The following is a 23,615-nucleotide window of genomic DNA, read 5'->3' as shown; positions in this document are numbered from 1 at the left end:
CCGCCCCCTCTTGGAAGGAGCGGCCCGCCGACCAGAACCGTCCCGGCACGTCACCGGGACTGCTTCACTTGCCGAGGCCGACTGTCCCCTTGCGGCTTCGCACCAATACTACGCGGGTCGGGCGTGGATCGTTGTCTTCCGGGCTCCCAACGTTGCGGCGTTGTGTACGGGTCCGGTGCCTCATTTCTGGGCCGGCATCTTCACCCTTGCCTTTGGTGAATAGTCGCTGTCGCGACCACCGGTGGTCACCACTTGAATGAAGTAGCCGATCTCCTGCCCCGGTTTTGCCAAACGGTCCTTATGCCCGCGTGCCGTGCCGGGCAACAATTCGAACTGCTGCCACTTGCCGCCGTTGGTGCTTTTGTAGATGATGAACTTCACGCCTTCGCGCGGTGCATAGTCCCAGCTGAGCTGCACGTACTTCTTGTCAGCGAACGCTTCTGCTTCCAACATTTCCACCTTGGGCAACTTCTCCTTCGTGTTCAACCGCAGCTTGGGCCGCTGCTGGCTGAAGGTGCTCCATCCGGCATCGTCGAAAGCCACCACGGCATACTCGTAGTAGGCGGGTTTGCCGCCGTCCTTGTCCATGTGCTCGAATTTCTTCTCCGTGATGGGCGCGCGCGCGATGGTGTCCCATTTGGCTTCACCCACGGCCCGACGTAAAAGGCAATGCCTCACTACGTCGTCGCTGCTGCTGGGTGCCCAACGGAGCCAGATGCCTTCGTCGCTCACGCGATAGTCCTTGAAGACCGGCTCGGTAGGTGGTCGGCGGTCCGGACGCTTCAGTTCGATGAGTTCGCTGTGCGGACTGCCATTGCGGTTCAGGTCAACGGCCATCACTTTGTAGTACACCTTCTCGGTGAGGGTGCGCATGCTGATGGTGTCGGTGTACACCGTGTCGCGCACGGCGGTTCCGGTGAGGCGGCTCTCCACGTGGTCGCGCTGGTTCTGCCAGAAGACGTGGTAACCGTACAGGTCAGGCTCCTTGCCCAAGCGCCACTTCAACGTCACTACGCCGTTGGTGTCCACGCTTCCCTCCAAGCCTGTTGGGCGCACAGGGGGAACGGTATCCACCACGCTGCCCATGGCGCTCATGCTCAGGCCGGGGTTGTTGGCCGTATCCACCGCGATGACGAGGTAGTAGTTGTGCTTGAGCGTTTCGGGCGACTTGTCCGTGAAGCTGCGCGCGTTCGGCGGCAAGAGTTGTTCGTTGAGCGACTTGTCATCGCTGGCCACGCTGGTCCCACGCGAAACGTGGAAACCCTTGAGGTCCTTCACGCCTGCCGGGTAGTCCCATGTGATCTCGATGGCCCCTTTCTTCTCGGTTGCGCGCACATTGGTGGGTGAAGGCGGCGGCGTGCGATCACGCCACGCGGCCTGCACGGACTTGCTCGGTGCGCTGCGCGTACCGAACGCCGTAAGCCCGATGATGCGGTAGCTGTAGGCGCGCTTCGACGCATCAACGGTATCGGTGTACACGATCGCGTCCTGGGTGCTGGGCAGGTCGGGGTTGGTGAAGCTCACGAAGGGCTGGGGGTTCACCTTCTTCCAAGTTCCACCGCCGTCCGCACTGCGCTCCACATCGTAGGCCGTGAAGTACGCTTCGTGCGCAGCGCGCGGCCAGCTCACCATCATCAAGCTGTCTTGTTCGTTCACGCGCGTGATGATGGGCTGCTTGATGACCTCGGCCTTTTCGGTGCTCACGGCCACCGCACCATCACCGATGGGATACGCCGCGTTCGTTGTGGCCACCTTCACCCGATAGAGGTATTGATGGCCGGGCACCACGTTCTCGTCGGTGTAAGCCAGCCCGCTCGCTTGCGCAGCAGGCCACGACAGGTCAGCAGCAAGCAGTGCGAAACCATAGCGCTCCTTCAATCGTGCACTGGCCGCCTGGATGTCCTTCCCGAAACCCATGTTGGCCGGGAGCAGCGCCGTGTGGATCATCTCGCCCGCCACCATCACGTACAGATCATCCGGCATGCGCGTGTGCAGGTCCTTCCAGCCTTGCTGGCCCAGCGGTGTGAGCCGGGAAGGCGTGATGCTGACGAATGCGTTCGCCTCGCGGGTAGTGGTATCGTTCACAGCTCCCAGATCGGCGCGTTCCACCACATAACCGAGCTGATTGGCATTGAGCCATCCGCCGGGGGCGTCGGGCGCCCAGCGCAGGCGCACCACCTTGCCGTCGTAGTGGGCCTTCACCACGATGTGCGCATAGAACTTGCCACGCTCGGCGCGGTAGATCGAATCCTCACGCAGCAACGCCAGCGAGTCGGCCGACGAGAGCTGCGATTGGGCGACCAGGCTAGTACAGCACAGTGCCGTCGTTGTAAACAGGAGGCTCCTCATAGTGCAGGGTGAAGGGTTTGATCGAGGTGGTGTTCCGCGACGCGGGGATGGGCGAGCGGAAGTGCATCTTGATGTGGTATGTGGCGTTGTAGTAGATCGGGAATTCCTGCGTTGGTGTTGGCAGGTTGCCCGTGTGCAGCAGGTGCATGGCCGTGTAGTACTGGTAGGCGTTGTGCCGCATGTTGTTGCGGTTCAACTGCGGACCGTGCAGTTGCAACAAGTTGTTCAGGTTGTTGCCGCTGGAGCCGGCAGTGTTCAGCGCGTTCATGGCCGCAAGACGGATCGTGCTCTGGTCTTCCGAAGCGTACTTGCCAGCGCGGTACAGGAACCCGAAGCTGTGCCATGGGCTCGTGGATGACCCGGCCCCTGTTCCGACGAAAGCGCCGGTCAATCCACCGAGCAAACCGCCACCGGGAAGCGAACCGATGGCCCCCGCAGCCATTCCTGCGATATTCACATCGAGCACCGGTTCAGGGGACGCCGCGATCTCGCTCTCGTTGTTGGTGATCGGGCCTACTACCACGCCATTGTAGCTCACCACGGGCTCGGGCCTGCTGTGCCACAGCAGCCAATGCGCCGTGGGGAATGCGGGCAGGCTCACCGTGTTCCCGGGGAAGGTGTACGTGCGTTGCGCGCGGTACTGCCCGAACTGATCGTACATGGCATCCTCGATGTAGCGGAAGTAGCTGTCGTTCCAATCCGGTGCGAAGCGCACCAAGGGCGCGAGCTTCTGCAGTCCGCTCTTCCACACACCATGGATGTCGGCCTCATCGAAGTACTCTTCCGCCGCACCGCGCGCATCGGCGTTGCGCCAGTCGTCGTAGCGCGCCGGTGTGCGGCCGTCCAGGTCCAACGCAGCGAACTTCTCCACCAGCGTATTGAACTTGCTCGTGCGGAACCGGAACGTGTAGAGCAAGTGGTCGTTGGCGGCGAGCGAGGTGGCCCGCGTGACGTTGCCGCCCGTGAGGTTGAGCTGCGTCACATCGCCGTTGGCCGCAATGAAGGACTGCGAAAGCGGGGCGCTGATCTGCGCCGCGTAAGCCGCGCCGACGGCAGCAACCCCACCAACGCCCGCAGCGCCGGCGATGCCTCCACCGATCATGGGCGCACCACCGGCAGTCGCGACCTGTCTCCGCAGCAACTGCACAACGTAGATGCGCTGCGGGTCGAGCGTAGGCGCGGTGAGCGGAATATCGATGCCACCGCTGTACGTGATAGGCGTTTCCTGCGAAGGGCCGCCACCGAGCGGTATGAACTTGGCGATATAGGTGTACGAGCGGCCCTCCACCGTCGGTGCGAACAAGTACGGCATGCCCAGCGTGAGCCGCACGCGCCCTTTGTTGTTCGACTCCTGTTGCAGGAAATAGCGCTGGCGGTTCACCGGGTAGGTATAGTCAACATTGCTCTCCGGGATGTTGTCCGGCGCCGCGCCGGTGCGGAAGTTCTGCGAGCGCTCTTCGCGCCACACGCTCGTTGATCCGTTGGGAATGAAATCGCGCAACTGGTACGGCGCGTATTCCTCGCGCACCTTCACCTCGACGCGCGCGCGGTAGTCGGTGTGCGCCTTCAACACATCGGTGCGGCTCAGGTAGCTGCTGGTTCCACGATCATCCTGGAAGCGGTTGCTGCCCGGCACGTTCACATTGCCGTTCACTTCGTGGAGCGTGAAGGTGCTCACGTACGGATGGAAGCGGTAAAGCTCCACAGTGCCATCGGGCCTGATCAATTTCGGTACTTCAAGCACCTCCAGTACCGGCAAATTGTAGCTCGCCGTTGGCATGTCGAAGATGCTCACGTTGTTGCCCTTCGGCCCGAGGTCCTTGATGAACTGGAAGTCTGCCAGCGGGTCCCCGGCCGCCATGAGCGTGCATTGCTGGCCATCCTCCACATGGAAACTGGCATCGCCGGTGATGGCGCCGTTCAGCACGCTGAAATGCACTGCCGCATCGCCCCGGAAACCGCTCGGGTTGGGGAAGTTGCCGCGCAGCAACATGGCCGCGCTCATGCTAAGGATCGGTGCGCGGAACCGCATGAAAAGCAGATCGAGCTGCACGCCCAGTTCGCCCCACAAGCCCGCGTAGAACTGCCCTTGTGCATACCAGCCGTTGTCACCGGGACGGCGACCTGTCTCGGCGCACACCATGCTCTCGGGGATCTCGCTCAAGAGCAGATCGAAGCCGATGCACATACCGAACTGGGCGTAGAGCACGGCCAGATTGATGTCCATGTCCAACGAGAAGCCAGCACCGAAGGCGAAGCCCGCACCGTTCTCCAACGGTCCCATGTCGCGTTCGCCGCCGATCGCTGCGGCCGTTTCCGCTTCGGTGCCTAGCCCACGCGACGGATCGTTGAGGCCGAGGATCTCCATGATGCGGGCCGGTGGATCGGGCAACTCGAAGGGGATGCTGTCGTTGCCCGTCATGATGTAGTTGGTGATGCTCAGGATGGGCGCGCCACCGGGTGGGCCGATAACGATGCCTCCGGGATTGTCCGGCGTGCCCATGATGAAGTACCACTTGCCGCTCTGGCTTTCCGTGTGGAAATTGGCATCCACCAGCTTATTGCCCGCACCGGCACCGCGTGCTACCACGAAGTCGAGCATCACGGCCAGGTTCGCGTGTATCACCTCGTTGCCTTCGCGGTTGGCGTAGCTGAAGAGGATGGTGCCGGTGATGCGCGCCTCGTCACGTTCGGGAATATCGACCAGGCCGTAGATGTCGCCACGCACGATGAACGAACTCAGACCACCCGTCCGTGCGAACTCCGCACGCAGGGTCAGGTCCATGTTGCAGCCCTTGGGGTTGGGATAGGTGCCGAAGACCAAGCCCAAGCGGATACCGAGGAAGGTGTTGAAATCCTCCTCATACCGGCCGCCGCTCGGCGCAGGGCCACTGCCAACATCGCTGGCATCGGCCGTGAGTCCGCTGGTGAAGTTGTCGGGCGGATCATCACCGGCATTGGTGTTGGCCGGGGGTATCTCGCCGGGTGGCGTTGCTGGCGCCATGCTTTGCAACCGTTCGTTGGTAGGCAACGAACCATCGATGAAGCGCATGTGGTGGTAGGCGCCGCCGCCGAAACCGTAGATGCCTACACCGGTCATGATCATCAGGCCCGGGTTGAAGTAGAGCATGCCGTCCACCATCCAGTAGCTGTAGTGCTGTGCACTGCTGTTGATGGGGACGCTCGTGTTGTTCTTGATCGTTCCGAAGATGGCCTGCAGGTCGCCACGGATGCCCATGGGGAAGCCCACGGTAAGAGCACCCTTCACTTCTTCTTTCGTCGCGGTCTTCGTGATGCGCAGGTCACCCACGAGACGCATGGCGCTCACGTCCACATCGAGGTGCATGCCGGTGAAGAGCACATCACGGAAGTCGAAGCGCTCCACACCATTGGCGCCCAGTTCCAGTTCCGTGACGAACTTGAGCGCAACGCTCGCCGCGAAACTGCCTTCGCCCTCACCACCGCTGAGGCTCACCATGGGTTCCACCACCAGCGCCGGGTGCGTGGGATCGTCGAACTCCAAGGCGAGGTTGCGGATGCTGAGCGGGAAGCCGCCCACTTCCTTCTGCGGACTGGCGTAGGCGAAGGCGCAGTTGCCACAACTGATGCCGTCCTCGCTGTCGAGCACCAGGTCCTCGAAGCGCATGCCGGGCATACGGATGCTGGGAATGCTGCCGAGGTCGATGCCCAGCTCGCTGCTCAGCGCCGTGCTGATGCTGATGCTGCCGTTCAGCTCCGCCCGCACCTTGCTGTTCTCGCTGAGCGTTGCGCGGATGTAGCTGTTGGGTTCCAGTTCCATCTCCGCGATCCATAGCGGCGCAGTGAGCGTGTCCTCCAACTGTGCCTCCAGTGTGAAAGCGAACTCGCTGCTATCGGCGTCGTAGCCGAGGATGGCCGCATACTTCACGAAGTCGTGCTCACCATTGATCGGCAATCCTATGCGGCCTTTCAACCCTGCGCGCTGGAAGTTGTTCTGCAGCATGTCCATGTACACGCTGTCCACGCTGAACGCCCAGCTGTCGATGCGGCCCTGGTTCACGGCCACCAGGTTCACTAGAGCAAAATTGAACGAGAGTTCCGCCTGGTCATCGATCATGAAGTTGTTCAGCGAGGCGCCCACCGGTGCGCCCGTGCCATCGCCCCAAACCTCTGGGGTCCTCATGGCAAGCCGCTTCATGTAAAAGCCCTTCCAGAGCTCATGCGTTGCGCCTTCGAGCATGGCAGGGTGGTCGTAATCCTCCGGGAAGTCGATCCCCTCCGGATTGGCAACAGTGCTCCAGTCGAGCCAGGCTTCTTCCACCGTGAAGACCCAATCCTCGGCACCGGGCACTTCGAAAGGATCCATCGTGAAAGCGGCCATCACGTTCCACTCGTTGACGGCTCCGCCATGGACGGCCTCGCGGCATACACTGAACTTGAACCGCGCCTCCACCTTGTCGGTGCCCGCTTCGTCATGATCGCCTTCGGGCAGCACGGTACCACGGTCGAACTCCACCGCGCACGCCACCTGCAAGCACTGGAAGCCGTGGCAATCCCAATCAACATAGGTGATGTTGGAGACATCAGTGCTCGCCCCGCCACGGAAGCGGAACTCGGTGTCCAGGTCGCCGGTTACCAGCACGTCGTTGGGCAGGTAGGCGCGCCCGGCATCACCCAGACCGTCCGGTGTGAAACACAGATCGCCGATGCCGAACGACAGCATGGTGTGGATCTCCATCACATCGATGCCCGCCACCATGTCCAGACTCGCGCTCAACGAATCGAAACGCATGTTGATGATGCCGAGGGTCACCTGCCGGTCGCCGATCTCGCGATCGATGCCGATGGGCATGCCGATCTCGCTTCCGCTGTTGAACATGCTGACCAGTCGGGCACCGTCCTGGATGAGGCCGTTCATGGTTTCCACATCGGCTTCGCTCATGTTGGGTATCTCCGTGATCCCGCTGGTGATGGTGGTGAGCGAAGGCGGGTTCCAATCGTGGCGCGCTTCAACGCGGCCCTTCAGCATACGGCCGTCGCCGTTCCATTGCAGGCCGCTGAACTCCACCATGATGTTCACGTCGTTGAGGAACCGGACAGGGATCTTGCCGGTGCCATTGAAGGTGGTGCTACCGCTCACGGTGAGCACCGTCATGTTGAACTTGCCCACACGCACGATGTCGCCCACGTCGAGGCCGCCGACCGCCGTGGTGTTCGTGATGGCATCAGCCAGGCACACGCTCACGCAATCGCCGGGCGGCGGTTCGTCCACCGGCGTTGTGGTGCTGTCAGTGGTGGTGGTATCGCAGCGGCCCACACAGAAGGTGAACACCTCGCTGGTGTTGTAGTTGGCACTGGTGATGTCGTCGGGGTTGGTCTTCCAATGCAGGCGCCAGTAGTAGGTGCCCTCTTCCGTGAAGTTGGGCGTGGCGCTAAGCTCCTTGTACATGTCGTTCACGAAGGCTTCCTGCGCGGCGATGGCCGTGTTGATCGTCCACGTTTGGCCGGTGAGCGAACCGTGCGTGGTGAAGGCAGTGGTGGAAAAGTCCGACTGACGGCTTACCTCCACCTGCCAGTGCTCTTTGTGCCAGCCGTCGATGAAGGTCGTGCCGCCACTGCCGGTGGCCTGTACTACTGCAAAAGGTGGAAGCGGCTGCGTTGGCGGCACAGCGGTCACCCAGCGCAGCGTCACGTTGCCAGCGGGAACGATCGCACCTTCGGCCGGTTCCTGCGGCTGCGAGGGCCCCATGCCGATGCCGAAGGGTTCTTCGCCGCTGTCCCCGTGCACCGTAGAACTACCACCAACCGAGAAATCGCCGTTGACGCGCCATTGATAGCGATGGCCACGCTGGAAGCTGTTGTCCGGGATACCTCCGTTCGGATGGAACACCGACAGGAACTGCGATTCGTAGGCGGTGATGTCGCTGAACGAGACAAGGCTCTGCGAACCGGGCGGACCATCGGGCCAGTTCAGCGTGCGGGAATAGTCCGGAAGCGAAGCACCACCGATCTCGCGCATGGTAGTGTTGTAAGTGAAGCGCGTGTAGCCGTTGTTGAAGGGCTCGAAGTGCGTCACCACGTTCACGAAATCGAAGGGGATCCAGTCGTTGCTCTGCGGCCAGACCGGTCGCAGCACACCATTGCCGCTCACACCTTCCGGGGCGTACAGGAACGAGCATACCTCGCTTCGCGATAGAACAGGGTCGACGTAGAACGGATCGTCACGCTCGGCAGTGACGCGGACCGCATAGCGGTAGCCGGCATCCAACATCAGTTCATCCGGTATCTCGATGTTGGCCACTTGCTCATCGTAGAACTGCGTGAACAGGTCAGGCACCGTGGCGCTGAGCATGGCATCATTGGCGTCGCCTTCCCGGCCATCAATGGGGTCGATGCGAACGATCTCCAAGCGGTACCGGATGTCGGACGTGATGCCTGGCGGCGGCATGTACACCCAGGCGATGTTGAGCAGTCCATCGGGCAGCGTGAACGTGGTGCCGCAGATGTTGGTGAACATCGGCGGTGCCGGATGCGCGATCAGCCATCCGGAACAGCCCGAGGGGATCGGCGCACTCAACGGATCCCCGGTGGTGCAATCGAGGAGCTGCACGCAGATCTCCCAATAGCCTTCGGGGAGCATCTGCTCCAGTTCGATCTCGCTGAAGCTGATCCCTTCGAAGGTGAAGTCGCTCTCCGTGAACGCTCCGGTTCCCTCGAATTGCGTGGCGATCTCTTCCACCGTGAGCACTGTTGTGCCCGGTTCGACCGTGATGCACTGCGCAGGCGTGAAGTCGGTGTTGCTGCTGATGCGGATACCACGTTCCTGGCAGCGCAGCACGACGTAAGCACCGGCCTGCACATTGTTGGGCAGCGTGGAGTTGATGGTGATGGTCGCACCGGCGGCGGCATCCTGCAGCTCGGCCCATGTGAGCGGTGGCGGCAACGGCACCGTGGTGGTCACCGTCATCGGCTGGGCCAATGCCGCACCACCGGCAAAGAGCAGAAAGATCGATGCGATGCAGCGCACAACATGGCCTTGGAGCGTGGTGATGGATCGGTTCATGGCTTCGTGCTTTCGCGTTTGCGGGATCTCAGGTCCATGGAATAGGTGAGCTGCGCGCGCAGCTGGTATTGGCTGTTCTCGAACGTCTCGTTCGTGCTGCGCCCGTTGTAGTTGAACATGAGCCCGAACGTGTGGATGCGGCCCACCTTCTGGTCCAGACCGGCATTGACGATCAGCGAAGTGCTTCCACCGTACTGCTCACCGCGGTTCAGGAAGAAGGCCAGACGGCCGTTCACCCCTGTGCGGTCCTTGTTGAAGCCTTTCCGCGCGTTGAGGGATGCACCGTACTTGGTGCGCCCAAGGCCTGCATTCTCGAACACGCTGGTGGTGAGGCGCACGCCCCAACCGAAGGAGCGTTGCTTCAACTGTGCGCGGTAGCCGACGCTTCCGGTCCATGTGACGGTGCGGCTGGTGCCTTGTGACGGGTACCCGTCGTTGGTGAAGCCTTGGTAGCCCACAGCCACATCCATACTGCGCGTGGTACCCCGGTCCGTGTTCCGGAAGCGCAGGTTGTTGTTCAGCGTGATGTTGTCCGAGACCTGTCGGAGTTCGATGGTGTCGGTGCCCGCCGCCTCGTAGGCGCTGCGCATGTTCGCTTCGAAGTTGCTGTAGTTGAGCGACGTGGTGACCACCTTCCCACTGTTGAAGCTGAGGCTTGCGCTGCCGATCGTGCGCCGTGTGCGCGCCGCGAGCGACTGCGCCAGGTTGTTCGTCTGCAAGCCGAGCGACACGGTGAAGCGCAACTTCTGCTTGAAGAGACCGGTGCCGAACGATGCGCGGTAGTTCTCCACGTCGCGCATGAAGAAGTAGTTGCCCAGCGTCATGAACAACGGGTCGATGCGGTCGTAGTTCAGGCTGAAGGTGGTGCCGCGCACATTGAAGCTCAAGCCGGTCTTCACCGCACTTCCGCGGCGCGACCTTGTGTCCAGGTTGAACAGGAAGCTGTCGTAGTTGTTGGCGATGTCGCCCTGCGCTCCGTCGCGCGTTAGCGGTGCTACGCCCACATTGTGCAGGCTGCCCGCGGCGTCCAATTGCCACTGCAGGCTCTTGGTCAGTTGCACTGCGGCACCGAGGCCTAGAACCACGTTCTCCTCGGGCTGCACGCCGCCGTAGCTGCCGCGTGCAAGGGCCACTTCATTGTACTCGTCCTTCGCGCTGAAGAGCACCAGGTCCACGTGGGTGGCCTGTGTACCCACGCCGAGTTTGGCCGCCATGCCCATGCGCTTGAAGGCGGGTTCTTCCAGCACCGCCGTGGTGGTATCGGCGAACACTTCGCGCCGCAGCTGCCCGTACATGGCCGAGCACCGGAACTTACCCGGGGTTAGTTCGATGCCGCCGCCCAGGAACCGTTGGCCGCTCATGGTCAGCTCGCTGAACTGCATGCTGCGGTGCCCGATGTGCGCGGTGAACCACTTGTAGCGCGGGCTGATGCCGAACTGGTTGAACGGCTGCCGGAAGTCGCGCTCCTTCTCGCTGAAAACGAAGCTGAACGGAAGCTGCAACCCGTAGATGCTCAGGTTCATACGGGCGTTGATTCCCCACGAGAACGGCGCGAAGCGTTCGTCTTTCAGGTCGGTGGTGTAGAGCGCCGTGTAGGCACTTAGCCCGCCCGTGAGCGACACTCCTCCCTTCTTGCCCACCTGCTCCAGGTCCTGTCCCTCTGCCACAGGAGCAGAAGCAACAGCGCAGCACAGCAGTGCTGTGCGCCTCGCCATGCGTCCAAGCCGGATCCTCAGCATCATCGGCCAAAGTCGCGCGCGCGTTGCGGCCGGCAGAGCACGATCGAGCGGATCGACATCCCGATCGAGAGGTTGACGAACGACGAAGGCGGGCTCACGCCCGCCTTCGTCGTTGCCTCGATTCGGGTCAACGCAGAACGAACCGTTCGGTGACCGGTCCTTGCGGCGTATTGGTCAGCAGCACGTAGGCCCCTGATATGCAATTGTTCAGATCCATGATGGTGCGCGTGTCGCTGAACGAGCCGGCCCGCACTTGACGTCCGGTAGCGTCCAGCACAGCGTAGCTGGTCCCCAGCAAAGCGCTCGGTACGGACACCTGCACCAGATGGTCGGCAACGATCACCTGGACTTCTGCTGCGGCCTCCTCTCCCACTCCCGTGCTGCTGTTCAGCACCACCGTATAGTCCTCGGTCTCGCCGTAGTCGCCATTGGCGCACGGATCGGGCTGCGTATCGTACTGGCAGCGGATGCGCATGGTGCGCGGTCCGAGCGGCAAGCCCATGGGAACAGTGAAGATGATGGGCATCACTTCGAACGACTGCGTGTTTGCCGCCGAGCCGAGGAACTCATCCGGGTCCGACCAGTCGCCGTCTCCGTTGTAATCGATCCACGCACCGAAAACGTCATCGTCGTACTCCCCGGCGGTGATGAACACCGTGTGGATGTAGCCAAGCACCAGGTCGGTGGACAACGACGTGAAGTCAGTGTACGGCGGCCCGAACAGAGCACCACTGGAGGTGTTGTTGATATCGCCGATCTGCACACCGTCCACGTAGTCGCCGTAAAGTGTCCAATCGGACATGGCGGGGATGCAGGCACCGCCTTGCGGGTCCACGGTCACCATGATGTCGTACACCTGCCCGGCCGTGGGGTCCGTGCACGGCAGCTGCGTGGGTACCTGGGGGCCGAACGCTGCGATGCGCACATAATGCCCTCCCGCTGAAAGGTTGGCCGGCAGCGTGAACGGGAACGACAGCAGTTGGCCCGGCGTGGTGGTGCTTTGTGAACCGACGCTCTCACCAGCATCATCGTAGTCGAGATCGGCGTTCGCGTCGAACCAGACCTGGTAGCGGCCTATGGGAAGGTCGCCACCACCCACGGTGATGGGCATCGACTGACCGGGCTGCACGGACAATGGAGGGTATGTGCCGGTGATATAGTGGTTGGGGAAGCCGGAATAGGGTCCCACACCATTGCCTGCGATGTCCACGGAGTTGATGCCGTAGTTGGTGGGCGCGCCACCGAAGTTGTAGGTCAGGCAGGGCAGCAAGGGATGGTTGATGACGAGCATGTAGTCGCGCGTTTCACCGTAGGAGATGTCGCCGCACGGGGTGATGACCAGTTCATCGGCGATGATCACGCGCATGGGGATCCATCCCCACGTGTCCGCTGGCACGTTGATGGGCACCTGCCCTTGGAAGAATGAACTGGTGGCCAGGAAACCGCCGATGTACTCGCTCGGGTCGTCGAACGTGCCGTTCTTGTTCCAATCCACCCAAACGGCCACGCGATCATCGCTGTAGTCGCCGGTCACGAGGTTCAGGTTGTAGTTCATGCCTGCGTCCAAATGGGCGGCCCGGGTGGGCAAGGAATACGGCAGCTTCCCGGCTGAACCGGTGGCATCGCTTATGCCCGCCAGCGATACCAGGCTGAGGAAGTCGCCGTCGGTGGTGCCGAACGAAGTGAGCGGAATGCACGGGCCGCCATTGTCGATGAGCACCGCGTAATCCTCTGTCTCGCCCCAGTTGTAGCCCACGGCACAGGGATCGGGTGTGCTCGGCAGGCTGAACGTGCACATCACGCGCAGGCCGGTGTAGCCGGGCAGTGCATCGAACGGAACAGTGAAGTTGAAGGTCAGCGTTTCGAACGGCACCTGCGTCTGGCCCTGCCCGATCAGTTCATCCGTATTGAACACGTTGTTGCGGTCGAAGTCGATCCAGGCCAGCAGAAAGTCCTCGGCAAACGCGCCACTGGTAATGCTGATGTCGTAGCTGGTGCCTGGCGCCAGGCGTGTTGTGGTGGCGCTGCCGGAGAAGAAGTAGTCGTTGTGCTCAAGACCGAGACTATCACCAGTGGCCGTGGTGAGGATGGTGCCCAGTTGCACCCCGTCCACCCAATCGCCATCGGCCGGGCCCGTAAAGAAATCCGGAACGCAGTAGAAGTTGCCGGTAGTGGGACCACCGCCGCGCTGCAGGCTGGGCGTGCGCTGGGCTTGGCAGATGGTGGCGAAAAGGAGGACAGCGTGGAACAGGATCACGGACCGTTGCATGGTGGGTGCTTTGTTGCCCCGAAAGTGCTACCCATGCATGGGTTGATCCCATGGCAATGAGCAGCCTGCGGTGCGGATCGAGCCGGTGGCATCGCTACGACCCCAAGCGCCGCAACAACTCGTCCTTGTTGCTGCGGCTCACGGGCAGTTGCTCGCCATTGCTCAGCACCACGTAACCGCCCGTCCCGCGTACATAGCGCTGTATCCGCGGCAGCGCCACGGAATAAGACAGGTGTATGCGCATGAACCGGTCGCTGGGCAGGTCCTGCTCGATGTCCTTCAACGTTCGGCTCACCACCAGCTTCCGTTGTCCTTCCAGATGCAGTTCGGTGTAGTTGTCGTCGGCCTTCGCATAGAGGATGCGGTCCACCTCCAGCATCTCCAAACCTTCACGCGTAGGCACTGCAATGCGCGCTTGGGCCGGTGGCGGGGCCATGCGCTGCAACAACGACCCCACACGGTCCATCAGCGCATTGTCCGCCGCGCGCGCATGGGCCGAGGCCACCGACCGGCGCAGCTCGTCCTTGTCCACCGGCTTCAGGAGATAATCCAGCGCGTGGTGCTTGATGGCCTTGATGGCGAACTCATCGTAAGCCGTGGTGAACACGAGGCCGCTGCGCAACGGGCCCAGTGCTTTCAGCAGGTCGAACCCGTTGAGCACCGGCATTTCGATGTCAAGGAACAGCAGGTCCGGAGCCTCGTGCTGCAAGTACTTGAGCGCAGCGGCGGGGTCGTTGAAGACCTGCAGCACGCGCACATCGGGGCAGTACTCGTTGATCAGCCAGCTGAGGGTATCGGTACAGTGCTCCTCATCGTCGACGAGCACTGCGGTGAGCGGTTCATTCTTCATTGGTGATGGTGATCGTTACGCGGGTGCCTGCGGCCCGATGGCCGAGGTCCTTCAGGTCGGTGTAGTGCACCTCGGTCTTAAGGCCGTGCATGCGTTCCACCAGCTCAAGACGTTCGCGGGTGATGCGCGTGCCGTGGCTGGGCTGATCAGTGGCGCGTTTGCTCCGCAACAAGGCGCTCTGTTCACGGCCCACCCCGTTGTCCTCCACTTCGAAACGGAGTTGTCCGTTGCGTTTGAGCACGTGCAGCTTCAGTTTCGGCACGCCTTCCTTTTTGTGCATGAGCCCGTGCCAGATGGCGTTCTCCACGTAGGGCTGCAGCAGCATGGGCGGCACCATCACGGTGCTGGCATCCGTGTCCAGTTCCACCCTGCTGTCCAGTTCGAAGCGGTTGTTGAAGCGGAGCGATTCCAGTTCGATGTACAGGTTCAGCGCGTCCAGTTCATCCTGCAAGGGCACCACTTGCTGCTTGCTGTTGTTGAGCACCAGCCGCATGAGCCGCGAGAACTTGGTGAGGTACTCGCTGGCGAGCTTCGGCTCGTTCTTCACGATGTAGCGGTTGATGCTGTTGAGGCTGTTGAAGAGGAAGTGCGGGTTCATCTGCGCCCGCAGTGCGCTCATTTCCACTTCGGCGAGCTTGCGTTGGAACTCGATGCGCAGCCGGGCCTGCTCGCGCACCTGCCGCATGCGCCTGCGGTAGAACATGAACCCCAGGGCCACCACCACCAGGGCTGCACCCGCCCTGAACCACCAGGTCTGCCACACCGCAGGACGCACCTTCACGGGCAACGATGCGAGCACGGCACCGCTCGTATCGCCAGCCCTGCGCACCACCATGCGGTAGTTGCCCGGGGCGAGACCGGCGAACGTGGCCATGCCTTCCGGTCCGGTTCGCACAGGCGGGTCGGCGCTGCCCTCCAGCATGTATTCCAGCGCTATGCGGTCGCGATGCGTGAAGGCGATGGTGGTGAAGTGGATGGTGAGGTGGTTCTTGTCGTACGAGAGGTCGATGCCGCCATCTGTTGTCCCGGGCTTCCATGCACTCAGCTCGCGACCGTTGACGATGGCCCGCTCGATCACGACAGAAGGGGTCACATCGCCCCCCGAAATACTGTCGGGGTGCACGAGCAACGGCATCCGCTGGTTCACGGTGATCAGCACTTGACCGTCGTTCAACTGGTGGAAGGCGGAGCTGAAGAAGGGGTCCGTTTCCAGACCGTCGGCCCGTCCGAACCGCCGAACGGACATGTCATGCAGGTCCAGTGCTGCAAGGCCCATTGTACCCGACACCCACAACTGCCGGTCGTTGTACATGAAGAGGTTGGCACTTACCGACGGTATCTCCCTTGAACCATGCAACATCAGGTCTTTCTCCGCAAGCAACCGATCAACGTGCACCCATTGTACGCCATCGTTCTTGGTCACCATCCACAACCTGTTCTGCTTGTCGACCTCCAGGTCCCAGATCAGGGCATGCCCCATCCATGGGTGGTCCTCTTTGCGGAAGTCACGCTCGGCGCCATCGGGAAAAATGACCTTGAGACCCTTGTTGAAGTAAGCCAGCCACACGCGCCCCTGCGCATCAACGGTCATTCCTTTCACCAGATCATCGGCCCGGCCGTGACCACCGGGGGCGTCGAACGGTAGCGTTGTGCTCGTGCCCAGAAGAAGGTCCGTACGACGGATCCCCTTCTCGACTCCCGATGTGTAGATCCTGCCAGCGGCGTCTTCCATCACGCTCAAGCCCACTTCGCTCGCCCCTTGCGGCCAAGCGACCATGGGCACTGGTCGCAGTGCATCACCATCAAGGCGGTTCAGGCCCTCATCGGTCCAGCACAACAGACCGTGCACGTTCGAACGGAAGAGCGCAACAATGGCTTTTCCTCCCAGGCGTGTCGTGACCGGGTGCTCGGTCAGAAGGCCTTTTTCCGGGTCCAACCGAAGAATGCCGGCATTGCGTGTACCCAGCAACCAGCCTCCGGAATGCGCGGCAACCCCGGTGACCAGCGGCACGGCACCCTCTTCGCGCGCTGTTTCGAACGCACAAGCACGGAAGATGTTCTGGCGCGGTGACCACTGCGAAAGCCCTCCGGGCGAGCTTACCCAGAGCGTTCCTTCGCGCGCAACGAAAAGATCGAGGATCCTGCCTGGAAGCAAACTGTGTGCATTGCCCTTTTCGTGGGCAATGCGCTGCACCACGCGACCGGCTTCGTCGAGCAGAACGAGACCATGGGCCGTCCCCATGCACAAGCCTTCCGGCAGGTCCGCCAAGGCAAAGACCGAATTCCGGTCGCGGGCAGCATCCACGTTGGGTTCGAACACCTGCGGGTCCCATTGCCGCGTCCCCGGGTCGTAGCGCATCAGCCCCTTGTTCCTAACGCCCACCTGCAATGAACCGTCCTTCGCGAAGTGCAAGGCATCCACGCTCCAGCCTTCCTGTTCCGACACCGATCCCGCTTCACCCAACAGATGTGTTTCGAAGCGCTCCTGGGCCATGTCCCAGGTGTACAACCCTCTTTTGTTGGCGATCCACAGCAGCCGTGGCCTTGCCGGATCCCGCTTGATCCATCGCCCACCGGTCCCGAGGCCAGTGCCCTCCGGGAACCCGATGGTGGTGCGCCGCCGCGAAACGGGATGGAACACCACCAGCCCGCTCTCAACGCTCCAAGCGAACACGCTGTCAGCAGCCACCGGCGCCAAGCCATGCGCCAGTTGGAAAACATCCGGGTCTTGTTCGCCCGCCATGCGGCCCCAGGCCTCGAATCGCGCACGGCGGTGATCGTAGCGGCAAAGACCACCGTATTGGGAGATGATCCACAGATCACCAGCTGCATCGGCGACCACATCGTCGATCATGCCCTGGGGCACATCACCATAGGCGCTATCGGCCGAAGAGAAGTTCCTGAACGAGCCGCCATCGAAGCGCGACAGTCCATCGAACGTGGCCACCCACAGGTAACCATTGCCGTCCTGGGTGGTACACCGCACGCGGGCCCCGATCAGGCCGTCCTCATCGGTGTGGTTGGTGAAGTACTGCGCGCGCGCACCTGCCAGGCTGGAAATGGCCACTACGAAGCACAACGCGCGCATGATCGCCGAAGGTGGGCGATCCGTGCGGAAGGCACCCTGTGCGATCGAGCGGCTTGCACGGTTGGCAGGGTAGCTGGCTCATCCCGGGCTCCGGTGCATCTTCGCGCGCCTTTTTCCGCCCCTTCGCAATGAAACGTATCACCGATAGCCGCAAGTTGCTCGACGCACCGGCCAACGCCACGCTGAAAGACCTCAACACCCTCTACAAAGGGTTGATGAAGAAGCACCACCCCGACCGCTTCCAGGACGAGGCCGAAAAAGCGCAGGCCGAGGCGACCAGTCAGCAGGTCATCGAGGCGTACAAGTTCCTGGAGAGCATCCACCCGGAGACGCATGCCAAGAACACGGAGGATTTCGAGAAGACGCTCACGAGCATGATCGCCAACTGGCAGTACAAGAACCAGGTGCTCACCATCTTCTTCGGCGACGGCAGCGAGTACGAGTTCTTCGGCGTGCCGCCCAAGGTGTACAACAAGTTCCGCACGACCGACGGCACCGTGCGCTTCCTGAAGCGCAATGTCATTGGCGAGTACCCGCAGCGGAAAGCGAGCGGGGCGAAGGCGGTGGAGTGAGCCCTACCCCCTCACCAACTTCCTGTACTTGATGCGGTGCGGCACGATGTCGCCGCCCAGGCGCTTCTTGCGGTTCTCCTCGTACTCCTGGAAGTTGCCCTCGAACCAGTACACATTGCTATCGCCCTCGAAGGCGAGGATGTGGGTGCACAGACGGTCGAGGAACCAGCGGTCGTGGCTGATGATGACCGCGCAGCCGCTGTAGTCCTGGATGCCTTCCTCCAGCGCCCGCAGCGTGTTCACGTCCAGGTCGTTGGCAATAGCTCAGAAGGTACCCAACCGGAGCAGCGTTCTGTTCAAGCTCTGCGAATGTTTCGCCGCTGCGTCCACGTTCCATTCGGTTCGCGCGAACGATCCGAACCTGTCATTGTAGAATACTCCTTTGGACGCACTTGATCCAAGCTCTGGTAGAACGTCGCGCTTCAACCTGGTCTTTTTGCACTTGCGAACAAGATTCAACAGGTACTGCTTGGGATCCTCGATGAGATCCGGTTCCATGGGTAGCTTCGCCACTGGCAATCCGATCATGCCTGCCATTCCGCTGCGATCAGCGAGCAGCCAGGATTCAACCTCACGGACAGCAACCCGGAAGATCATTTGCCCTGGTATCGAAGGCACTGCCAATCGTTCGATCAAACTAGGAGCGCAGTCATTCCTATCCAAGTCCGTTAGCACAATGTGCGCTACTCCTTGTTGACTTGCCCTGACGTACTTGGGAAGGTTGGTAAAGAGCGTTGTGTTCGAGCCAGTAACAATAGGCAACCGGACAACGAGCTGCGGACGAGCGTGACTTATCAAACGCCGCAGCACCGCCATCCCAAGGGCGTCCTCACAAACGAGTACAACCTCGCGGCTCATCAGCACTACTCGAACAGGGACAATTGATCCAACTTCCTCGGCTTAATGCGAGGCAACAACGCCTCAGCCACAGTATATCCAGACATCACCAACTTCGTATCAGTCTCATCGGCCTCGTGCACCACCGTACCATCCTCGGTTGGCTCCAGTCGAAGAACTTCACGAATGTCAAGCGCCTCATCGGACAGGAGCGCCTCGCTATGAGTGGTAATAAAGACCTGGCGTGAGTGTTTTGCCTGGCGCTGCATCTGAACAATTAGCCGATGGATCCGCTCGACTATGCTCTCGTTGAGCGAAAGCTCGGGTTCTTCAAGAAGCAACAACCCATCGCCATCCAGCAGACTCCACATGATACCCAGTAGGCGCAACGTACCGTCACTGAACTCATTCTCCCGCTGCCAACCGGCGCCAGGACGCCAATGCTCGAACAAGGCGACCAAGTGAGGGGCCCCTGAAATGGGATCCTTCTCAAAGGTCAGTTCTCGCATGTTAGGCACACATGCCCGTAGCGCGGTTTCGATCTTCTTGAGCCTTGACTTCTGAACCTTAGGGCTTGCTTTCGCCACCTTGAGAAGGAAGCCCTGTCCAAAAGGATCCCCTTCCATGAGCGAACCCGAGATCTTACTGCCGAACTTCAGCAGTTGCGGCACCAAATGCAGATAAGTGACTCCGCTGAAGAATTCCGCAAGGAACCGGAACTCCTTGTTCGCTCCTACCTGTTCAAGGTGTGTCTCGGTCAACAACTCGGCATCACGTTGATCTGCTTTGTTCGGTCGCGCGAGCAAGGGCTGGCCGGATGCACCGATGCGCTCGACCTTCTCCTGTGAAACGATAGGGCGCTGCAGTCCCGTGCCCTCGCTCTTGATGCCGAGCGTATAGCGCCATTCAGCAGCCTGGCCCGCGGTCTCAGCGAGTTCAACTTCGATGAGTACCTCGGGGTCTTTGCGAGCGTTCAGGCATCGCAAACGTTTCAACCCATCACGATCCGCCACGGCCTTCTGCAAACCGCCCCCATTCGGCTTTGCTACATCGCGCAGAAAACGCACGACATCCAACAGGTTTGACTTCCCCGACGCATTGGGCCCCACCACGTAAACGCGCTCCCTCAGGCTGACGTCCACGTGTTTGAAGTTGCGCCAATTCTTGAGTTTGAGCCGGGTGATGATCATGGTCCAAAGATCGACATCCTCACCCCCTCACCAACTTCCTGTACTTGATGCGGTGCGGCACGATGTCGCCGCCCAGGCGCTTCTTGCGGTTCTCCTCGTACTCCTGGAAGTTGCCCTCGAACCAGTACACATTGCTATCGCCCTCGAAGGCGAGGATGTGGGTGCACAGACGGTCGAGGAACCAGCGGTCGTGGCTGATGATGACCGCGCAGCCACTGTAGTCCTGGATGCCTTCCTCCAGGGCGCGCAGCGTGTTCACGTCCAGGTCGTTGGTCGGTTCGTCCAGCAAGAGCACGTTGCTGCCGCTCTTCAAGGTCATGGCCAAGTGCAGACGGTTGCGTTCACCCCCTGAGAGGATCCCCACTTTCTTGTTCTGGTCGTTGCCGCTGAAGTTGAAGCGCGCCAGATAGGCCCGGCTGCTCACGTTCATGCCGCCCACCAGCATCTGCTCGTGGCCGTAGCTGATCACTTCCCAAACGGTCTTCTCAGGCAGCAGGTCCTTGTGGCTCTGGTCCACGTAGCTCAGTTGCACGGTGTCGCCGATGGTAACGGTGCCACTGTCGGGTTTCTCTTCGCCGGTGATGAGACGGAAGAGCGTGGTCTTACCAGCGCCGTTCGGGCCGATGATGCCCACGATGCCCGCCGGCGGCAGCGTGAAGTTGAGGTTCTCGAACAGTAGGCGGTCACCGAAGCTCTTGCTCACGCCCTTGAACTCGATGACCTTGTCACCAAGACGTTGTCCGTTCGGGATGAAGATCTCCAGCTTGGCCTCCTTCTCCTTCGTGCTCGCGCTCTGCATCTTCTCGTAGTTGGCGAGGCGGGCCTTGCTCTTGGTGCGGCGTGCGCTGGCATTGCTCCGCACCCATTCCAGTTCCTGCTTCAGCACGCGTTGGCGCTTGCTCTCGTTCTTCTCTTCCTGTGCGAGTCGAGCGGTCTTCTGCTCCAGCCAGTTGGTGTAGTTGCCCTTGTACGGGATACCCTCTCCGCGGTCCAGTTCCAGGATCCAACCAGCGACATTATCGAGGAAGTAACGATCGTGGGTGATGGCGATGATGGTGCCCTTGTACTGCTGCAGGTGGAGCTCCAACCACGCCACGCTCTCGGCGTCCAAGTGGTTGGTCGGTTCGTCAAGTAGCAGGATGTCCGGCTGCTGCAAAAGCAAACGGCACAGTGCCACGCGGCGGCGCTCACCACCGCTGAGCACCTTGATGGGCGTATCACCGTCGGGCGTACGCAGGGCGTCCATGGCCACCTCCAGCTTCTGGTCGATGTTCCATGCGTCGGCCGCTTCGATCTTGTCCTGCAACGCGGCTTGGCGGGCAATGAGCTTGTCCATCTTGTCGGGATCGCTCATGATCTCCTCATCGCTGAACTTGTTGTTCACCTCTTCGTACTCGGCCAGCAGATCGGTGATGGGCTTCACCCCTTCCTTCACGATGTCGAGCACGGTCTTGGTCTCGTCCAGTTCGGGCTCCTGTTCAAGATGGCCGATGGTATAGCCGGGGCTCAGGTGCACATCGCCTTCGTAGCTCTTCTCCTTGCCCGCGATGATGCGCATCAAGGTGCTCTTACCACTGCCGTTGAGACCGAGGATGCCGATCTTGGCGCCGTAGTAGAAGCCGAGGTAGATGTCGTTGAGGATCTTCTTTCCGGAAGGGAGCGTCTTGCCCACCTTCACCATATTGAAAATGATCTGGCGGCCTTCTTCTGCCATGGCGCTTGCTGGTTTGGGGCCGCGAATGTCGCGGTAAAGCGCGCAGGTTGTACGCTACCGCGCCACTGCGGCGTGGATCTCCAGCCGCGTCCAGTCCTTCAGCTTCACCGGGGGCGAGAAGGCCCCTGAAGCGAGCGAATGGTACTCCAGGACCGTTGCAGTGGTTTGCCCACTGGCCGGGCTCACCAAAAGATAAACGCGGGTCCCGGGCCCTGGCACCGGGTGCCCGGGCAGATGGAAGTGGGCGCGTTGGATACCGTGCGCCATGGCCTCGAATTGGGTAACGGCCTCCCAAGGATGCTCAGCGAGCACCACATCCCCCGGTCGTAAGAGCCCGGCCAACTGCTCTGCAGCCAAGTCGGCTTCCGGATACCGGGGCAACCCCACGGCACGCGGCAACAGGTACGTACTGAGCGCTCCGGTCCCCAATGCCAGGACCACAGCAGTGGCACGCGTGCGGAACCGCTTGTTGAACGACGGCGCGAACTTGTTCTGGATGAACTTCAGAAGGTAGAACAATGCAATGGCACTGCTCAGATGGAAGATGATGACCATCCAGTTCCAGGTGCTCGGTGGTGCCACGTTCATCTGTACCAGAACCAACGGAACGCATGCGATGAGCATGGCGGCGAACAGTTTGCGGTACTTGGACGTGATGTACGCCGCGTACATGATGCCGGCATATCCGGCAAAAGCGATCCAGGCACGAGAGGTGTCAACGATGTAGATCCACAGGTCGAAACTGCTGTCCTGGTGGTGTGCAACGAACTTGTCCCAACTGGTTTCGCCAAGCTCCGGATGGCTCATCAAGTAAGGAAGCCCATGCACGATGAGCACGGGTGAATAGAACAGCAGTGCCAGCACCACGAAAACGGACACGGACAGCAGAAGCTTCGCTATGCGCTGCTGCAACGACGATGAGTACTTACCGCCGAGGTAGAGCACCAACCACACGTAAACCGTGGCCGCCCAGTACATGCTGGTGGGCACGGTCCACATGCCCAAGGCGCATGATACACCCACCGCTACCGCGCTCACCGTGTTGTTCGTCTTCGCGAAGTGGCGCCCGGCCAATAGCCCGCAGAGGAAGAACACCCAGCCAAGGCTATAGCCCCGGCCCAGAGCGCTGTATTCGATGAGGCCCCCGCTTCCGGCCAACAACGCCAGGCCGACCAAGGCGATGTAGCGGTTGAACATGGCCCGCGCAAAGAGGTAGAACAACGGCAGAACGGCAATGCCGGCCAGCAGCGCGGGCAAACGCAACTGCCATGTGCCCACCCCGAACACGGACGTGCTGACCTTGACCAACAAGGTGTGCAGCATGTGGTTGTTCGGTGAGCTGTAGTCGCTGAGAACTTCGCCGAACGGGCGCGAGGCGAAGCCGGTGTACGTGAACGCCTCGTCATGGATGACCGGCGCGCCCATCTGCAGCACGCGCAGTAGCGCGCCGAAAGCGATGAGCCCGTACACCCAATAGCGCTGGTCGCCGGAACCGAAGCGTCGGGAATGGCGCAACGATCCGCGCGCATCCCGCACGAACACATCCCACGCGGTGCCTTGCTCCTTCAGTCTTCGGGCCGGAAGCCTGCGGCCGAACAAGTCACCAGCGCTCAGGAGCCCGGCCACCCAGGCCGCCCAGCCCTCGCCACGAACAGCCGATCGGTCCAGGGCGGGCGTGCAATGCCCCGTCTCACCTTCATGAGCAATACCGCCACGCCAACCACGCACCTCGGCGAAAGACCGTTGCGAGGCCCTTAAGGCCAATGCCGCGACGAGCAGCAGGAATATGGATGCACCGGCGATGAGCATGCGGGGCAGGGCACTGTGCGCAATGTAGAGGGATGCTCCTTAGGACCATCCGCCATGGCGCAGCAACCGCTCATCATTTCATAGTACTATGTGTTGCATAGTACCAACCTAAGCATATATGTTTGCGTCATCCAGTACCGGACCAAGCACACAAGC

The 23,615-nt window shown here is 61.3% G+C and carries 11 protein-coding genes and 1 pseudogene; 1 reads left to right on the top strand and 11 read right to left on the bottom strand.

What is annotated here, in order from left to right; translation table 11 throughout:
* Positions 1–180: 180 nt before the first annotated feature.
* The 6 genes from IPJ76_15580 to IPJ76_15555 all read right to left on the bottom strand — a co-directional run bounded on the left by IPJ76_15580 (position 181) and on the right by IPJ76_15555 (position 17,337).
* Positions 181–2,349, bottom strand: coding sequence for a hypothetical protein (locus IPJ76_15580; protein ID QQR86007.1), 2,169 nt, complete (start codon positions 2,347–2,349; stop codon positions 181–183).
* Entirely contained in the window at positions 2,306–9,391 is a 7,086-nt protein-coding gene (locus IPJ76_15575) for a hypothetical protein (GenBank protein ID QQR86006.1), read from the bottom strand. Before IPJ76_15575 ends, IPJ76_15580 begins: the two co-directional genes overlap by 44 nt.
* On the bottom strand, positions 9,388–11,133 hold the full coding sequence (locus tag IPJ76_15570; GenBank protein ID QQR86005.1) for a hypothetical protein: 1,746 nt from the start codon (positions 11,131–11,133) through the stop codon (positions 9,388–9,390). Before IPJ76_15570 ends, IPJ76_15575 begins: the two co-directional genes overlap by 4 nt.
* Positions 11,134–11,257: 124 nt before the next feature.
* Positions 11,258–13,399: a hypothetical protein gene (locus IPJ76_15565; protein ID QQR86004.1), complete on the bottom strand. Its 2,142-nt coding sequence runs from the start codon at positions 13,397–13,399 to the stop codon at positions 11,258–11,260.
* Between the two features lie 94 nt (positions 13,400–13,493).
* A complete protein-coding gene (locus IPJ76_15560; protein QQR86003.1) occupies positions 13,494–14,249 on the bottom strand; it encodes a response regulator transcription factor in 756 nt (251 codons plus the stop codon).
* Entirely contained in the window at positions 14,239–17,337 is a 3,099-nt protein-coding gene (locus IPJ76_15555; GenBank protein QQR86002.1) for a histidine kinase, read from the bottom strand. The genes IPJ76_15560 and IPJ76_15555 overlap by 11 nt, the downstream gene beginning before the upstream one ends.
* Before the next feature lie 128 nt (positions 17,338–17,465).
* On the opposite strand from IPJ76_15555, the gene IPJ76_15550 reads away from it, so the two are divergent.
* Positions 17,466–17,909 carry a KTSC domain-containing protein gene (locus IPJ76_15550; protein ID QQR86001.1) on the top strand — a complete coding sequence of 148 codons (444 nt, stop codon included), beginning with the start codon at positions 17,466–17,468 and terminating at the stop codon, positions 17,907–17,909.
* Between the two features lie 3 nt (positions 17,910–17,912).
* Here the strand turns inward: IPJ76_15550 and IPJ76_15545 are convergent.
* The 5 genes and pseudogenes from IPJ76_15545 to IPJ76_15525 form a co-directional block, all read right to left on the bottom strand.
* Positions 17,913–18,164: pseudogene (locus IPJ76_15545) on the bottom strand (energy-dependent translational throttle protein EttA).
* 9 nt (positions 18,165–18,173) lie between these two features.
* Positions 18,174–18,767: a hypothetical protein gene (locus tag IPJ76_15540; protein ID QQR86000.1), complete on the bottom strand. Its 594-nt coding sequence runs from the start codon at positions 18,765–18,767 to the stop codon at positions 18,174–18,176.
* Positions 18,768–18,772: 5 nt separating this feature from the next.
* Positions 18,773–19,936, bottom strand: coding sequence for an AAA family ATPase (locus IPJ76_15535; GenBank protein QQR85999.1), 1,164 nt, complete (start codon positions 19,934–19,936; stop codon positions 18,773–18,775).
* A gap of 19 nt (positions 19,937–19,955) precedes the next feature.
* Positions 19,956–21,650 carry an energy-dependent translational throttle protein EttA gene (gene ettA / locus IPJ76_15530; GenBank protein QQR85998.1) on the bottom strand — a complete coding sequence of 565 codons (1,695 nt, stop codon included), beginning with the start codon at positions 21,648–21,650 and terminating at the stop codon, positions 19,956–19,958.
* Between the two features lie 54 nt (positions 21,651–21,704).
* Positions 21,705–23,459, bottom strand: coding sequence for a glycosyltransferase family 39 protein (locus tag IPJ76_15525; protein ID QQR85997.1), 1,755 nt, complete (start codon positions 23,457–23,459; stop codon positions 21,705–21,707).
* Between the last annotated feature and the right edge of the window lie 156 nt (positions 23,460–23,615).

Source organism: Flavobacteriales bacterium (assembly GCA_016699575.1).
In the GTDB taxonomy this organism is placed as follows: Bacteria; Bacteroidota; Bacteroidia; order Flavobacteriales_F; family PHOS-HE28; genus PHOS-HE28.
This window is presented reverse-complemented; position numbering and strand designations above follow the sequence as displayed.

What these genes read in the sequence shown, in the direction of transcription:
- IPJ76_15580 (QQR86007.1), bottom strand. Translation starts at nt 2,349, where the DNA reads ATGAGGAGCCTCCTGTTTACAACGACGGCACTGTGCTGTACTAGCCTG.
- IPJ76_15575 (QQR86006.1), bottom strand. Translation starts at nt 9,391, where the DNA reads ATGAACCGATCCATCACCACGCTCCAAGGCCATGTTGTGCGCTGCATC.
- IPJ76_15570 (QQR86005.1), bottom strand. Translation starts at nt 11,133, where the DNA reads ATGATGCTGAGGATCCGGCTTGGACGCATGGCGAGGCGCACAGCACTG.
- IPJ76_15565 (QQR86004.1), bottom strand. Translation starts at nt 13,399, where the DNA reads ATGCAACGGTCCGTGATCCTGTTCCACGCTGTCCTCCTTTTCGCCACC.
- IPJ76_15560 (QQR86003.1), bottom strand. Translation starts at nt 14,249, where the DNA reads ATGAAGAATGAACCGCTCACCGCAGTGCTCGTCGACGATGAGGAGCAC.
- IPJ76_15555 (QQR86002.1), bottom strand. Translation starts at nt 17,337, where the DNA reads ATGCGCGCGTTGTGCTTCGTAGTGGCCATTTCCAGCCTGGCAGGTGCG.
- IPJ76_15550 (QQR86001.1), top strand. Translation starts at nt 17,466, where the DNA reads ATGAAACGTATCACCGATAGCCGCAAGTTGCTCGACGCACCGGCCAAC.
- IPJ76_15540 (QQR86000.1), bottom strand. Translation starts at nt 18,767, where the DNA reads ATGAGCCGCGAGGTTGTACTCGTTTGTGAGGACGCCCTTGGGATGGCG.
- IPJ76_15535 (QQR85999.1), bottom strand. Translation starts at nt 19,936, where the DNA reads ATGATCATCACCCGGCTCAAACTCAAGAATTGGCGCAACTTCAAACAC.
- ettA (QQR85998.1), bottom strand. Translation starts at nt 21,650, where the DNA reads ATGGCAGAAGAAGGCCGCCAGATCATTTTCAATATGGTGAAGGTGGGC.
- IPJ76_15525 (QQR85997.1), bottom strand. Translation starts at nt 23,459, where the DNA reads ATGCTCATCGCCGGTGCATCCATATTCCTGCTGCTCGTCGCGGCATTG.